This window comes from Nonomuraea sp. NPDC048901, from assembly GCF_040649695.1.
GTDB lineage: Bacteria > Actinomycetota > Actinomycetes > Streptosporangiales > Streptosporangiaceae > Nonomuraea.
This window is the reverse complement of sequence record NZ_JBEZFW010000001.1, coordinates 321,291-333,812: the sequence shown is the minus strand read 5'-3', so window position 1 is coordinate 333,812 and position 12,522 is coordinate 321,291. Positions and strand designations below refer to the sequence as shown.

13 protein-coding genes are annotated in these 12,522 nt (G+C 69.5%); 7 read left to right on the top strand and 6 right to left on the bottom strand.

Going from position 1 to position 12,522, the window contains the following annotated elements; translation table 11 throughout:
* The first annotated feature begins 77 nt into the window (after nucleotides 1–77).
* From AB0C30_RS01735 to hypF, 7 genes are all read left to right on the top strand, one after another.
* Nucleotides 78–1,052, top strand: coding sequence for an aldo/keto reductase (locus AB0C30_RS01735; RefSeq protein ID WP_357938482.1), 975 nt, complete (start codon nucleotides 78–80; stop codon nucleotides 1,050–1,052).
* Nucleotides 1,053–1,128: 76 nt separating this feature from the next.
* Nucleotides 1,129–2,508: a cytochrome ubiquinol oxidase subunit I gene (locus tag AB0C30_RS01730; protein ID WP_357938480.1), complete on the top strand. Its 1,380-nt coding sequence runs from the start codon at nucleotides 1,129–1,131 to the stop codon at nucleotides 2,506–2,508.
* A 12-nt stretch (nucleotides 2,509–2,520) separates the two neighbouring features.
* A complete protein-coding gene (gene cydB, locus AB0C30_RS01725; RefSeq protein WP_357938478.1) occupies nucleotides 2,521–3,504 on the top strand; it encodes a cytochrome d ubiquinol oxidase subunit II in 984 nt (327 codons plus the stop codon).
* A gap of 140 nt (nucleotides 3,505–3,644) precedes the next feature.
* Entirely contained in the window at nucleotides 3,645–4,226 is a 582-nt protein-coding gene (locus tag AB0C30_RS01720) for an SIS domain-containing protein (RefSeq protein ID WP_357938476.1), read from the top strand.
* Between the two features lie 161 nt (nucleotides 4,227–4,387).
* On the top strand, nucleotides 4,388–4,591 hold the full coding sequence (locus AB0C30_RS01715) for a HypC/HybG/HupF family hydrogenase formation chaperone (protein WP_357938474.1): 204 nt from the start codon (nucleotides 4,388–4,390) through the stop codon (nucleotides 4,589–4,591).
* 80 nt (nucleotides 4,592–4,671) lie between these two features.
* On the top strand, nucleotides 4,672–5,316 hold the full coding sequence (locus AB0C30_RS01710; protein WP_357938472.1) for an SIS domain-containing protein: 645 nt from the start codon (nucleotides 4,672–4,674) through the stop codon (nucleotides 5,314–5,316).
* Between the two features lie 15 nt (nucleotides 5,317–5,331).
* Nucleotides 5,332–7,713, top strand: coding sequence for a carbamoyltransferase HypF (gene hypF / locus AB0C30_RS01705; protein WP_357938470.1), 2,382 nt, complete (start codon nucleotides 5,332–5,334; stop codon nucleotides 7,711–7,713).
* A gap of 15 nt (nucleotides 7,714–7,728) precedes the next feature.
* On the opposite strand, the gene hypE is transcribed toward hypF, so the two are convergent.
* The 6 genes from hypE to AB0C30_RS01675 all read right to left on the bottom strand — a co-directional run bounded on the left by hypE (nucleotide 7,729) and on the right by AB0C30_RS01675 (nucleotide 12,521).
* Nucleotides 7,729–8,802, bottom strand: a complete 1,074-nt coding sequence (gene hypE / locus AB0C30_RS01700; RefSeq protein WP_357938468.1) for a hydrogenase expression/formation protein HypE — start codon at nucleotides 8,800–8,802, stop codon at nucleotides 7,729–7,731.
* On the bottom strand, nucleotides 8,799–9,926 hold the full coding sequence (gene hypD, locus AB0C30_RS01695; RefSeq protein WP_357938466.1) for a hydrogenase formation protein HypD: 1,128 nt from the start codon (nucleotides 9,924–9,926) through the stop codon (nucleotides 8,799–8,801). The genes hypE and hypD overlap by 4 nt, the downstream gene beginning before the upstream one ends.
* 21 nt (nucleotides 9,927–9,947) lie before the next feature.
* The gene (locus AB0C30_RS01690; protein WP_357938464.1) at nucleotides 9,948–10,220 is read right to left on the bottom strand and encodes a HypC/HybG/HupF family hydrogenase formation chaperone; all 273 of its coding nucleotides are present in this window, start codon (nucleotides 10,218–10,220) and stop codon (nucleotides 9,948–9,950) included.
* The gene (locus AB0C30_RS01685) at nucleotides 10,198–10,560 is read right to left on the bottom strand and encodes a hydrogenase maturation nickel metallochaperone HypA (protein WP_357938462.1); all 363 of its coding nucleotides are present in this window, start codon (nucleotides 10,558–10,560) and stop codon (nucleotides 10,198–10,200) included. The genes AB0C30_RS01690 and AB0C30_RS01685 overlap by 23 nt, the downstream gene beginning before the upstream one ends.
* Before the next feature lie 166 nt (nucleotides 10,561–10,726).
* A complete protein-coding gene (locus tag AB0C30_RS01680; protein WP_357938460.1) occupies nucleotides 10,727–11,509 on the bottom strand; it encodes a hydrogenase maturation protease in 783 nt (260 codons plus the stop codon).
* Nucleotides 11,493–12,521, bottom strand: coding sequence for a hypothetical protein (locus AB0C30_RS01675; protein ID WP_357938458.1), 1,029 nt, complete (start codon nucleotides 12,519–12,521; stop codon nucleotides 11,493–11,495). The genes AB0C30_RS01680 and AB0C30_RS01675 overlap by 17 nt, the downstream gene beginning before the upstream one ends.
* Nucleotide 12,522: the final 1 nt, after the last annotated feature.

Genomic DNA, 12,522 nt, shown 5'->3' with positions numbered 1-12,522 from the left:
GATTGTCCCCTCTTCCAGATGTTAGAGTACCCTTACTTTATGTAAGAGCCTTCTAACATTCGGAACAGAGGCGCATCATGCAGCAGCGAAATCTCGGACAACAGGGCCTGACGGTGTCGGCTCTGGGATACGGCGCGATGGGGATCTCCCTGGCGTACGGACCCTCGAACAAGGAGGAGGGGGCCGCGACGATCCGCCGGGCCCACGAGCTGGGAGTGACGTTCTTCGACACGGCCGAGCTCTACGGACAGGGCGAGAACGAGCGGATCGTCGGGGCCGCGCTCGCACCGGTGCGGGACGAGGTGGTCATCGCGACGAAGTTCGGGTTCGACTTCACCGGCACCCGGGAGGGCGGCGTCGACAGCCGTCCCGAGCACATCCGCGAGGTCGTCGACAACAGCCTGCGCTACCTCGGTGTCGACGTCATCGACGTGCTCTACCAGCACCGCGTCGACCCCAGTGTGCCGATCGAGGAGGTGGCCGGGACGGTCAAGGAGTTCGTCGAGGCCGGTAAGGTCCGCTACTTCGGCCTGAGCGAGGCGGGCGCCAACACCATCCGCCGCGCGCACGCCGTACATCCCGTGTCGGTTCTGCAGACCGAGTACAGCCTGTTCGAGCGCGAGGTGGAATCCCTCTTCCCCGTCCTGCGCGAGCTCGGGATCGGGTTCGTCCCCTACTCGCCGCTCGGCCGGGGCTTCCTCACCGGCCAGGCCAAGCCCGGCGCCGAGTACGACGCCACCGACATGCGAGTCTGGGACGCCCGCTTCCAGCCCGGCAACTACGAGAAGAACGTGGCGGCCACCGACCAGCTCGCCGACCTGGCCGCCACCAAGGGCGCCACGGTCGCCCAGCTCGCCCTGGCCTGGCTCCTCGCCCAGGGCGACGACATCGTCCCCATCCCGGGCACCCGCGACCCCAAGCGCCTGGCGGAGAACGTCGCCGCCGCCGACCTCACCCTCGACGACACCGATCTGAAGCGCATCGCCGACATCCTCCCGACCGGCGGCTTCGGCGCCCGCTATCCCGAGCAGCACCTCCCCACCTGGGACTGACCACGCTCGAGTACGCTACTTCCGGCCCAGTGTGTCATGACGCACTGGGCATGGTCGGATACGTACAGTAGTGGCCATGAATGCCGTGGATCTCGCACGCTGGCAGTTCGGGGTCACTACGGTGTACCACTTCCTGTTCGTGCCCGTCACGATAGGGATGTCACTGCTGGTGGCGATCCTGAACACGGCCTGGGTGTGGACCGGCAAGGTGGCCTACCTTCGCGCCACCAAGTTCTTCGGGACGCTTTTCCTCATCAACTTCGCCATGGGCGTGGTGACGGGGATTGTGCAGGAATTCCAGTTCGGGATGAACTGGAGTAGCTATTCCAGGTTCGTCGGCGACATCTTCGGGGTGCCACTCGCGATGGAGGCGCTGCTGGCGTTCTTCCTGGAGTCGACATTCCTGGGGCTGTGGCTCTTCGGCTGGGAGCGATTGCCGCAGAAGGTGCATCTCGCGTGCATCTGGATTGTCGCGTTCGGCACAATGATGTCCGCCTACTTCATTCTGGCCGCAAACTCGTTCATGCAGTGGCCGGTGGGCTTCCGGCTCGACGGGCGGGCTGAGCTGGTCGACTTCGGGGCCGTGTTGAGCAACAAGGTGCTGCTGGCCACCTTTCCGCACACGATCTTCGGGTGCTGGCTGGCCGGTGGCGTGATCTTCATGGCGGTTTCCGCCTGGCATCTGGCTAGAAAGCGGGATGTTGACGTCTTTCGTCCGTCGCTTCGGCTGGGCATCGCGGCGGTACTGCTGGGCGCGCTCGGCACCCTCGTCTCCGGGGACCTGCTCGGCAAGATCATGACGCAGACCCAGCCGATGAAGATGGCCGCCGCCGAGGCGCTCTACGAGACACGGCAGCCCGCGCCGTTCTCCCTGTTCACCATCGGGACGCTGGACGGCACCAAGCCGATCTACCAGCTGGAGATCCCGGGCCTGCTGTCCCAGCTGGCCACCGGCTCGTTCAGCGGCAAGGTCGAGGGGGTCAACAACATCCAGGCGGACTACGAGCGCAGGTTCGGACCGGGCGACTACCGTCCCTACATCCCGGTCGCCTACTGGGGTTTCCGGCTGATGATCGGCTTCGGCATGCTCGCCGCGCTGGTGGCGCTCCTCCTGCTCTGGATGACTCGTGGACGACGGATCCACGGCAAGGACTGGGCCTGGAAGGCCGCCGTCTGGTCGGTCGTACTGCCCTTCCTCGCGAACAGTTTCGGGTGGATCTTCACCGAGATGGCCAGGCAGCCGTGGATCGTCTTCAGCCAGATGAAGACCGCGCGTGGCGTCTCACCGAGCGTCGGCGCGGGGACCGTACTCACCTCGCTGATCGTCTTCACCGCCCTGTACGGCGCGCTGGCCCTGGTGGAGGTCGGTCTCATGATCAAGTACGGCAGAGCGGCCCCGCCGCCCGCCGACGGTGCCGAGCCGCAGGACGGCGGCGAGACGTCCTTCGCCTACTAGGGGGATCGGGTAGTGGAGCTCACCGAGATCTGGTTCGTGGCGATCACCATCCTGTGGGTCGGGTACTTCGTCCTGGAGGGGTTTGACTTCGGCGTCGGCATGCTGCTGCACGTCATGGCGCGGAACGACGCCGAACGCGAGGCGATGCTCGACACGATCGGCCCCGTCTGGGACGGCAACGAGGTGTGGCTGATCACCGCGGGCGCCGCCACGTTCGCCGCCTTCCCCGAGTGGTACGCCTCGCTGTTCAGCGGGTTCTACGTCCCGCTGCTGCTCATCCTGCTGGCGCTGATCGTGCGCGGAGTGGCCATCGAGTATCGCGGCAAGCGGAGCTCCGTGACGTGGCGGCGGTGGTGCGACGCGGGCATCGCGATCGGCTCGTTCGTGCCCGCGCTGCTGTGGGGGGTCGCGTTCGCGAACATCGTGCGGGGCGTGCGGCTCAACTCCCATCACGACTACGTCGGTACGGTCGGGGATCTGCTCAACCCGTACGCGCTGCTCGGCGGGCTGACCACGCTGTTTCTGTTCGTCACGCACGGCGCCGTTTTCGTGGCGTTGAAGACCAGCGGCGAGATCAGCCGGCGCGCGACCACGCTGGCGCTGCAGAGCGGCGGCGTCGCGGCCCTGCTCGCGGTGATCTTCCTGGTCTGGACGCAGTTCCACGGCGGCGGGCCCGGCACGGTGATCCTGGCCGCCCTCGCCGCTCTTTCCTTCGTGGCCGCGCTCGGGGCCGTCGCCAAGGGCCGTCAGGGGTGGGCGTTCCTGCTGTCCGCGGTCGCCGTCGGCGTGACCGTGATCTGCCTGTTCGCGGTCCTGTATCCCAATGTCCTGCCTTCGACGGTCAACCCGGCCTACAGCCTGACCCTCCAGAACGCGGCCTCGACGCCGAAGACGCTCGGCATCATGACCAGGATCGCGGCGATTTTCCTGCCGCTGGTGGTGCTCTACCAGAGCTGGACTTATTGGGTTTTCCGCCACCGAATCAGCGCCGGTTGAGGTCTTTTCTCTGCGCCAGTACCACCGTTTGCATACATTGTCGCCGCTAAAAGGAAACGAAACTCCAACCTCCTGTAAAACGCGATTGCCAGCCTTTCTTTCGGGGCACTGAGAATCGAGAGCCGAGGAAAGGATCATCCATGACACTCGCTCTCGGCACGTCTCTCCAGGAACGGGACGAAGCCGGCCTCGCGCTGGCGGAGGATGCCGAGCGGATCGCCCGCGCGTGTCATGCCGTGGCCCTGTGCTTCCATCAGGGCGGTCGGTTGCTGAGCTTCGGCACCGGTCAGTCGGCGGCCGACGCGGCGCATCTCGCGGTGGAGTTCGTTCATCCGGTGATCGTGGGGAAGCGCGCCCTGCCGGCCTTCTCGCTGGCCAATGATGCGTCGGCGATGAGCGGGCTCGCCCGCGCGGGAGTGTTCGCGACCCAGCTGCGGCTGCTCGGGCGCGCCGGGGACGTCGCGGTGGGCATCACGGTCGACGACGACTGTGACGAGGTGGCGGCGGGGCTCGCCGTGGCGCGTGAGATGGGCATGACGACGCTGGCGCTGACGAAGGCGGGCGGGCTCGACAGCGCGGTGGTGGATCACCTTCTCACGGCACGCAGCCGTGATCCGCAGGTCGCCCGCGAGCTCCATATGACGACATATCACGTGCTGTGGGAGTTGGTGCATGTGTTCTTGAACGACCCTCTGCTCGCGGCGACGGAGGTCTCCCGATGACCTCGCCGGGAGATCCGGACCAGTCGAGTCCGGTGACTTCGCCGCAAGGTTCGGACTCGTCGAGTCCGGTGAATTCGCGGGGAGGTTCGGACCCGTCGAGTCCGGTGAATTCGCCGGGAGGTTCGGGCCGGTCGAGTCCGGATTGTCCCGGCGAGGTGTGTGTGACCTGCTCGGACACGGCCGTACCCGTCCGGATCGTCGCCCTGCTGCCCGGCCACCTCGCACTGGTCGACACCGCCGTCGGTGCGGAGGAGATCAGCGTGCGGCTGGTCGACGCGCGGGCCGGTGACGTGGTCCTGGTGCACGCGAAAGAAGCCATCGCGGTGCTGGAGAGAACAGTGCCGGAGAGAACGGTGCCAGAGTGAGCGGTGCCGGAGAGAGCGGTTCCGGGAAGAGCGGTTCCGGGAAGAGCGGTGCCGGAGTGCGCGGTGCTGGGGAGAAGGCCGTGAGTGACGCGCTCTATCCCTTCCTGTCCTCTGCAGCGGGCGATGTCGAAGCGCTGCTGGCCACGGTGACCCGGTCCACGGCGGAGAAGGCCAGGGAGATCGTCGCGCTGCGGCGGGAAGTGCTCACCCTGCTCGGCCCCCGGATCGCCGCGTGCGCCGGGGCGCTCGCCGCGGCATTCTCCGGCGGCGGTCGACTCTTCACCTTCGGGAACGGGGGCAGCAGCACCGACGCGCAGGCCGTGGCCCACCTGTTCCTCGCTCCCGGCCACGGACACAGAGGGCTGCCGGCGATGTCGCTGACGGCCGATGTCGCGCTGCTGACCGCGCTCACCAACGACATCGGCTTCGACGCGGTCTTCGCCCGGCAGCTCGCCGCCCTGGGCACCGGTACGGACATCGCGATGGGCATCTCGACGAGCGGCGGCTCGCTGAACGTGGTCCGCGGGCTCCAGGAGGCCAAACGCCTCGGCATGGTGACCGTCGGGCTCGCCGGCTCGGGAGGCGGCCAACTGGCCGAGTGCGGTGCCGTAGATCATTTGCTGGTCATCCCATCCTCATCCGTACATCGGATCCAGGAGGCGCAGGCCACCGTGTGCCATGTGCTGTGGGAGTCGGTTCGGCGGGCACTGGACGAGGCGGACTGACCGTTGGACCCGATCGTGCGCTCCCGGATCCGGGTCGAGGGCATCGTCCAGGGCGTGGGTTTCCGGCCGTTCGTCCACGGCCTGGCCGTCCAGTACGGCCTGTCGGGCACGGTCGGCAACGACGGTTTCGGGGTGTTCATCGAGGTCGAGGGCCCAGCGGGGGCGGTGAACTCACTGGTCGAGGCGGTCCGATGGAACGCGCCCGCGCTGGCGGTCGTGGACCGGGTGAGCGTGGAATCGGTGCCGCCCACAGGCGCCCGCGGCTTTCGCATCGTCCCAAGCAAAACGGGCAGACCTAGCGAGACGGGCAGACCAAGCGAGACGGTCGAACCGAGCGAGACGGGTAGACGAGGCGGGACGTGCGTACCGAGCGAGATGAGCGTCCGCAACGAGACCGGCGGACCAGGCGTGATCGGCGGCATCCCACGCGCGCATGTGTCACCGGACGCGGCGACCTGTGACGACTGCCTGGCCGAGCTGTTCGACCCGGCCGACCGCCGCTACCGCTACCCCTTCGTCAACTGCACCAACTGCGGCCCCAGGTTCACGATCATCACGGCCATTCCGTACGACCGCGCCGCGACCACCATGCGGACCTTCGCCATGTGTACGGCATGCGCGGCGGAGTATCGCGACCCCCGCGATCGTCGCTTCCACGCCCAGCCGGTGTGCTGCCCCGCCTGCGGTCCCACGCTCGTCCTGCACACCTCCGACGGCACGATGGTCGCGGGCGATCCGGTGTCCGAGGCGGCGGCGCTGCTCCGCGGTGGTTCCATCCTGGCGGTGAAGGGACTCGGCGGCCATCATCTCGCTGTGGACGCCACCGACGAGGACGCTGTGGCGGCGCTGCGGGTCCGTAAACACCGTGGGGACAAGGCGTTCGCCGTGATGGCGCCGGACCTGGCCGCCGTACGCGAGCTGTGTGTGCTGGACGGCGAGGCGAGCGGGGTGGTCGCCGCCCTCACCGGCGCGCGTCGCCCGATCGTGCTGCTGCCACGACGCCCCGGCTCGCCCATCGCCAGCTCAGTGGCGCCCGGCAACCGGGACATCGGCGTGCTCCTGCCGTACACGCCCCTGCACCACTTGCTGGCCCGCGAACTGGGCCGCCCCTTCGTACTGACCAGCGGGAATCTGTCGGGCGAGCCCATCGCGCACCGCGACGAGGACGCGCGGCGGCTGGCCGCCGACGCCTTTCTCACCCACGATCGGCCGATTCACGCGGGCCTTGACGACTCGGTGGTCCGGGTCTTCCGCGACACGGAGGTTCCGGTACGGCGAGCCCGTGGGCACGCTCCCGCGCCGCTCGCGCTGCCCTGGACGTTCCCCCGCCCGGTCCTCGCCTGCGGAGCGCAGCTCAAGAGCACCTTCTGCCTGGCGACGGGCAACCACGCGTTCGTCTCCCAGCACCTGGGCGACCTGGAGAACTACGCGACGATGCAGGCCTTCGCCGGCGGCGTCGCCCACTTCCGGCGGTTGTTCGGGATCGAGCCGGAGGTGGTGGCGCACGACCTCCACCCGGAATACCTGTCCACCAAGTACGCCCTCACCCTCGACGGCGTCCAGCCACTCGGCGTACAGCACCACCACGCCCACATCGCCTCCTGCCTGGCCGACAACGGCGAGAGCGGCCCGGTCGTCGGCGTGGCCCTCGACGGCACGGGGTACGGCACGGACGGCACGATCTGGGGCGGCGAGCTGCTCGTGGCCGACCTGGCGGGCTTCGAGCGGGCCGGGCACCTGGAGCCGGTGCCGATGCCCGGCGGCGTGACGGCGATCCGGCAGCCCTGGCGGATGGCCGCGGCCTTCCTGCACAGCGCGTACGGCCCAGGGTCCTTCGACGACCTCGACGTGGTCCGCCGCAATCAGGACCGGTGGCCGGCCGTGGCGGCGCTCGTGACGAACGGCCCGGCGCAACGGGTGACGTCGAGCGCCGGGCGGCTGTTCGACGCGGTGTCCGCGCTCCTGGGGATCCGCGACACGGTCACCTACGACGGACAGGCGGCGGTGGAGCTGGAGCAGCGGGCGGACCCGGGCATCCGCGGCGGCTATCCGGTCACCGTCACCGGAACGGTCATCCGCAGCACCGACCTGATCCGCGCGGTCGTCGGCGACCTTCGCCGGGGCGAGGCGTCAGAGGTGATCGCGGCGCGCTTCCACCACGGGCTGGCCGAGGCGGTGGTGACGGCCACGACGCGGGTCGCGGCCGCCAACGGGCTGGAGGTGGCGGCGCTGTCCGGCGGGGTGTTCTGCAACACCCTCATCCTCGGCGCCGTGGTCGACGGGCTGCGCCGCCACGGCCTGCGCGTCCTGCTGCACCGGCGCGTCCCCTGCAACGACGGCGGCATCAGCCTCGGGCAGGCCGTGGTGGCGGGGGCTCAGGACCGAGCGACCCGTTGAACGGGTCGCCGGGCGTCAGCAGATGCGCGGCAGCGGGTCGCCGACCAGCAGGTCCACGATGCGGGTGCCGCCGAAGGCGGTCCTCAGCAGCACCAGGCCGGGCGGGTCCTCCCCGACCCACCCGATGATCGCGGCCCCGGCGCCGACCGGATGGCCGCGCATGATGTCCACCGCCCGCTCGGCGTGCTCACCGTCGACAACGGCGACCAGCCGCCCTTCGCAGGCGACGTACAACGGGTCGATCCCGAGGAGCTCGCACATCCCGGTAACGGCTGGCTGGACCGGTACGGACTCCTCGTCCATCACCACGGAGACACCCGAGGCGCTCGCCACCTCGTTCAGCACCGTGGCCACCCCGCCGCGGGTGGCGTCCCGCAATGTCCGCACCTGGGTGGGGAGGGCGTCCAGCAGCTCGGCCACCAGGCCGTTCAACGGGGCGGTGTCCGAGACCGTGTCCGCCTCGATGCCGAGCTCGCCGCGCGCCAGCATGATGGCGACGCCGTGCTCACCGATCGGCCCGGACACGATGACCGCGTCACCGGGCCGGGCCGCGGAGATGGACGGCGTGACCGGACGCTCGACGACACCGACCCCGGCGGTGGTGATGTAACAGCCGTCGGCCTTGCCCCGCTGGACCACCTTGGTGTCGCCGGTGACGATCGTGACGCCCGCCGCCTCCGCCGCGGCCGCCATCGAGGCGACGATCCGCCGCAGGTCGCCGACCGGGAACCCCTCTTCGAGGATGAACCCGGCGGACAGGTACAGCGGACGGGCCCCGCACACCGCGAGGTCGTTCACAGTTCCGTTGACCGCCAGGTCACCAATGTCGCCGCCAGGGAAGAACAGCGGGGAGACCACGAACGCGTCAGTGGTGAACACCGCGCGGGAGCCACCCAGCGCCAGCGTGGCCCCGTCCTCCAGCGGGGCGAGCAGCGGATTGCGGAACGCCTCCAGGAAGACCGCGTCGATCAGCGTCCGGGTCGCCTTGCCGCCGGAGCCGTGCGCCAGGGTGATGCGTTCCTCCCGGACCACCGCGCGGCGGCGCCGTACGCGCTCGATCCGGTCGAGGACCTGCTTCTCGGTGGTCATGCCCGGGTCGCCTCCCGCACTCGTTCCCGGCTGAACCGGCCGAAGTTGTAGTACGCCGCGCACGCTCCCTCCGACGAGACCATGCAGGTCCCGATCGGCGTCTCCGGGGTGCACGCGGTGCCGAACACCTTGCACTCCCACGGCTTGAGCACTCCCTTGAGAACCTCGCCGCACTGGCAGGCCATGGGATCGGCGATGCGGGTACCGGGGATGTCGAAGATCCGCTCCGCGTCGAAGGCGGCGTACTCCTCGGCCATCCCCAGCGCCGAGTGCGAGATGAAGCCGAGCCCACGCCACTCGAAGTGCGGGCGCACGCGCATCACCGTCCCGATCACCTCCATGGCGATCCGGTTGCCCTCCCACGGGACCACCCGCGCGTACTGGTTCTCCACCTCGCCACGGCCCTCGGCCAGCTGGCCGAGCAGCAGGTCGACCGCGTGGAGGATGTCGAGCGGCTCGAACCCGGCGACCACGAACGGCTGCCGGTAGTCGCGCGCGATGAACTCGTACGGCCGGCAGCCGATGATCGTCGAGACGTGGCCGGGCCCGATGAAACCGTCGAGCCGCAGGTCGGGCGAGTCGAGGATCGCCTTGACGGCCGGGATGATCAGGACGTGGTTGCAGAAGACGGAGAAGTTGTCGATGCCCTCCTCGGCCGCCCGCAGCACGGTCACCGCCGTCGACGGCGCCGTGGTCTCGAAGCCGATCGCCATGAACACGACCCGCCGGTCCGGATTGTCCCGGGCGATCTTGAGCGCGTCGAGCGGCGAGTAGACCATCCGGATGTCGGCGCCCTGGGCCTTGGCGTCGAGGAACGTGGCCGCTCCCCCGGGCACCCGCATCATGTCGCCGAACGACGTCATGATCACATCGGGCTGCCGGGCGATGTGGACGGCGTCGTCCACCCGGCCCATGGGGATGACGCAGACGGGACAGCCCGGCCCGTGCACGAGCGTCACGGCCTCCGGCAGATAGTCCTCGATGCCGTGCTTGTAGATGGTGTGGGTGTGTCCGCCGCACACCTCCATGAACTTGTACCGGCGTCCCGGCTCGCACCGGGCGGCTATCCGCGCGGCCAGCGCCCGGGCCGCGTCGGCGTCGCGGAACTCATCGACGAAGCGCATCGCGCTCCTTGCAGAGGAGGGTCATGAGATGTCCGATTCCTTGAGCGCGTCGATCTCGTCGGTGTACGCCTGCCCGAGGCCGTGCAGCATGTCCATCACGGCCTTGGCCTCGGCCTCGGAGATCTTCGACAGGGCGAATCCCACGTGGACGAGCACCCAGTCGCCGGGCTTGAGGTGGTCGTCGGCGAGCAGCCCCATGTTGATGCGGCGGCGTACCCCGCTGACGTCCACCATGGCGAGGTCGGTGTGCTCCTCGACGTCCCCCACCAGCTCACCGGGGATCCCGAGGCACATCGGCTTCCTCCTTGAACTGGACCGATTCCAGGACCAGCTCGTCGCCGCCGCTGACGTCCACGTCGTCGTCGCCGCACCGCGCGCAGACCGCGAGCACGTCGACGGACTCCGACTGGTGACCGCAGGCCCCGCAGTCCACGGTGACGGGCGTGACGACGAGGTCGAGCGCCGCCCCTTCGGCGGCGCTGCCCTCGGCGGCGAGCGCGAAGGCATGGTCGAACGCCTCGCCCACGACGGCGTGGCGGGCGCCGATCCGGACCCGCAGCCCGGTGACCCGCCGGCCCTCCGCCTGCTGCCGGACCAGGTCGACCAGGCCCTCGCACATTCCTAGCTCATGCATGAAGTGCCTACATCCTTCTCATGTTCAGGTAGCGCTTGATCTCCGGCCATTGCGCGGCGATCATCGCGACGGCCGCGCACAGCGTCACCAGAGCCACCACAGGCCCCTTCCTCATCCGTTTCCACCTCCTCGCTTTTCGGTAACCCCGGTCCATCGATGGCTTCGATCAAGTCTCGACAAGGGATCGGACCGTCTTGAGTGCCGGACCGAGGGCCGCGCGTACCGGCTCGCTCAGCTCGACCAGCACGTCTTCGTCCGGCTCCCCGGTCATCACGGTCTCCGGTTCGCAGGCGACGACGAGCACCCGGCGCGGTATCCGGCCCAGCTCGGCGGCCAGCCGGAGCACGCGTACCGGATCCATGCCGTGGGTCTCCATGGGTACGCCCGCCTCCGGCTCGGCCGGTTCGAGTACGGTCAGCGTCCCGGGAGCCTCCCCACGGGGCGCGGCGTCCACGAAGATCACCGTGTCGTAGTCGCGTTGCAGGGCGTAGGCCAGGTCCATGCCGCGGATCCCGAAGTCCACGACGTCCACTCCGGGCGGCAGGTCCTCGGCCGCCAGCAGCCGCGCCACCTCGACGCCGAAGCCGTCGTCGCCCAGGAAGATGTTGCCGATGCCCGCGACCAGGACGCGGGCGGGCCGGCTCTCCGCCACGATCGGCTCGACCTCCTCGGCGGAGTAGAAGAACCGGTGTCCGGGCAGTTTCGCCTCTCCCAGGTCGCGGCCGGGGTCCTCCTCAAGGGTGACGGCCAGGTGGAGGGCGCCCGCCTCGTCCTGTTCGACGCTCTCGACGACGGCCACCCGGCCGCCGAGGGCGAGGTCGAAGACGTCCGCCCGCGATCGTGGGCGCAGCCGCACCCGGCTGCCCGCGCCGAGTGTCACGCCGTCCACGATCACCGTGTCCGGGCCCCGTCGTTCCATCCGGGCCCAGAAGTCATCCGTCGCGGTCATGTACCGGCTCCTCTTCGATCAGCGGACGGATCTCGCGTACCGTGCCGTGCAACCGCATGAGCCGCTCGGGTGTGAGCGAGGCGCATCGGTCGAGGATCTCCCTGGCCCGGGGATCGCCGTCGCGGATCTCCCGCCGCTCCTCCTCGGTCAGGGCGAGCACGCTCAGGGTGAGCAACTGGTCGATCTCAGTGGCGTCGAAGAGGTCACCCGGGCTCTCCGGCGCGATCCGGGGGTAGTCGTACAGGATGATCGGCGCCGAGAGCATGGTGTGCCGCTCGCCCTCCTCGCCCACCAGGACCGGCCAGGCGCCGGCGTTGTCGCAGCCTTCCGCGAGCGGCCGCAGTTCCTCCGGCGGGTCGGTCAGGGAGACGAAACGGCCGCGCGGCGCGTGCAGGACCGTGTGCGCGGAGAGGAACGCCTGTTTCAGCCCTTCGGTACGGCTGCCGCCCGCCCAGCCGGTCGTGTTGGCGACCTCGACGGTGATCCGGAAGAGGCCGGGCGCCGGGCGTTCCGCGCTGATCTCGACCCGCCCGCGCAGCGCCCGCCAGCTGCGCGAAAGCGCTCCGACCCCCCGCCCGTCCGGGCCGATCAGCCATTCGACGTCCCCGCCCTCGGGTATGTCGATGTCCACCACGGCGGCCCGCTGGACGAGACCCGCGAGGTCGAGTCCGAGCGCGGCGACCTCCCGCTCGGTCGCCTCGTCCCTGGCCACGTGACGCTCGCCCCCGGCCGTCAGCTCCGCGACCGGTACGAGCTCCTCGCCGGTGCCGCGCGCGACCTGGCGGGCGACGGAGTGCAGGAAGCACACCCGGACGTCGATCGTGTCGGCCGGGTCCGCCTCGATCAGCACCTGGGTGCGCATCAGCGAGGAGTCGCCCGTCTCGGCGCACCGCTCCGGGTAGACGCCGCCCAGGGTCCAGCGCTGCGCGTTCTTGAGCGCCGAGGGGCGGTAGGGCCACAGCAGGTAGCCCTCGTACAGGACCGCGCGCGCGACCTTTGTCACCTGGTCCATC

Excerpts from the sequence above, each read along its gene's own strand:
- AB0C30_RS01730 (WP_357938480.1), top strand. The coding sequence starts at position 1,129 with ATGAATGCCGTGGATCTCGCACGCTGGCAGTTCGGGGTCACTACGGTG.
- AB0C30_RS01685 (WP_357938462.1), bottom strand. The coding sequence starts at position 10,560 with ATGCATGAGCTAGGAATGTGCGAGGGCCTGGTCGACCTGGTCCGGCAG.
- AB0C30_RS01675 (WP_357938458.1), bottom strand. The coding sequence starts at position 12,521 with ATGGACCAGGTGACAAAGGTCGCGCGCGCGGTCCTGTACGAGGGCTAC.
- hypD (WP_357938466.1), bottom strand. The coding sequence starts at position 9,926 with ATGCGCTTCGTCGATGAGTTCCGCGACGCCGACGCGGCCCGGGCGCTG.
- AB0C30_RS01720 (WP_357938476.1), top strand. The coding sequence starts at position 3,645 with ATGACACTCGCTCTCGGCACGTCTCTCCAGGAACGGGACGAAGCCGGC.
- AB0C30_RS01735 (WP_357938482.1), top strand. The coding sequence starts at position 78 with ATGCAGCAGCGAAATCTCGGACAACAGGGCCTGACGGTGTCGGCTCTG.
- AB0C30_RS01690 (WP_357938464.1), bottom strand. The coding sequence starts at position 10,220 with ATGTGCCTCGGGATCCCCGGTGAGCTGGTGGGGGACGTCGAGGAGCAC.
- hypE (WP_357938468.1), bottom strand. The coding sequence starts at position 8,802 with ATGACCACCGAGAAGCAGGTCCTCGACCGGATCGAGCGCGTACGGCGC.
- AB0C30_RS01680 (WP_357938460.1), bottom strand. The coding sequence starts at position 11,509 with ATGACCGCGACGGATGACTTCTGGGCCCGGATGGAACGACGGGGCCCG.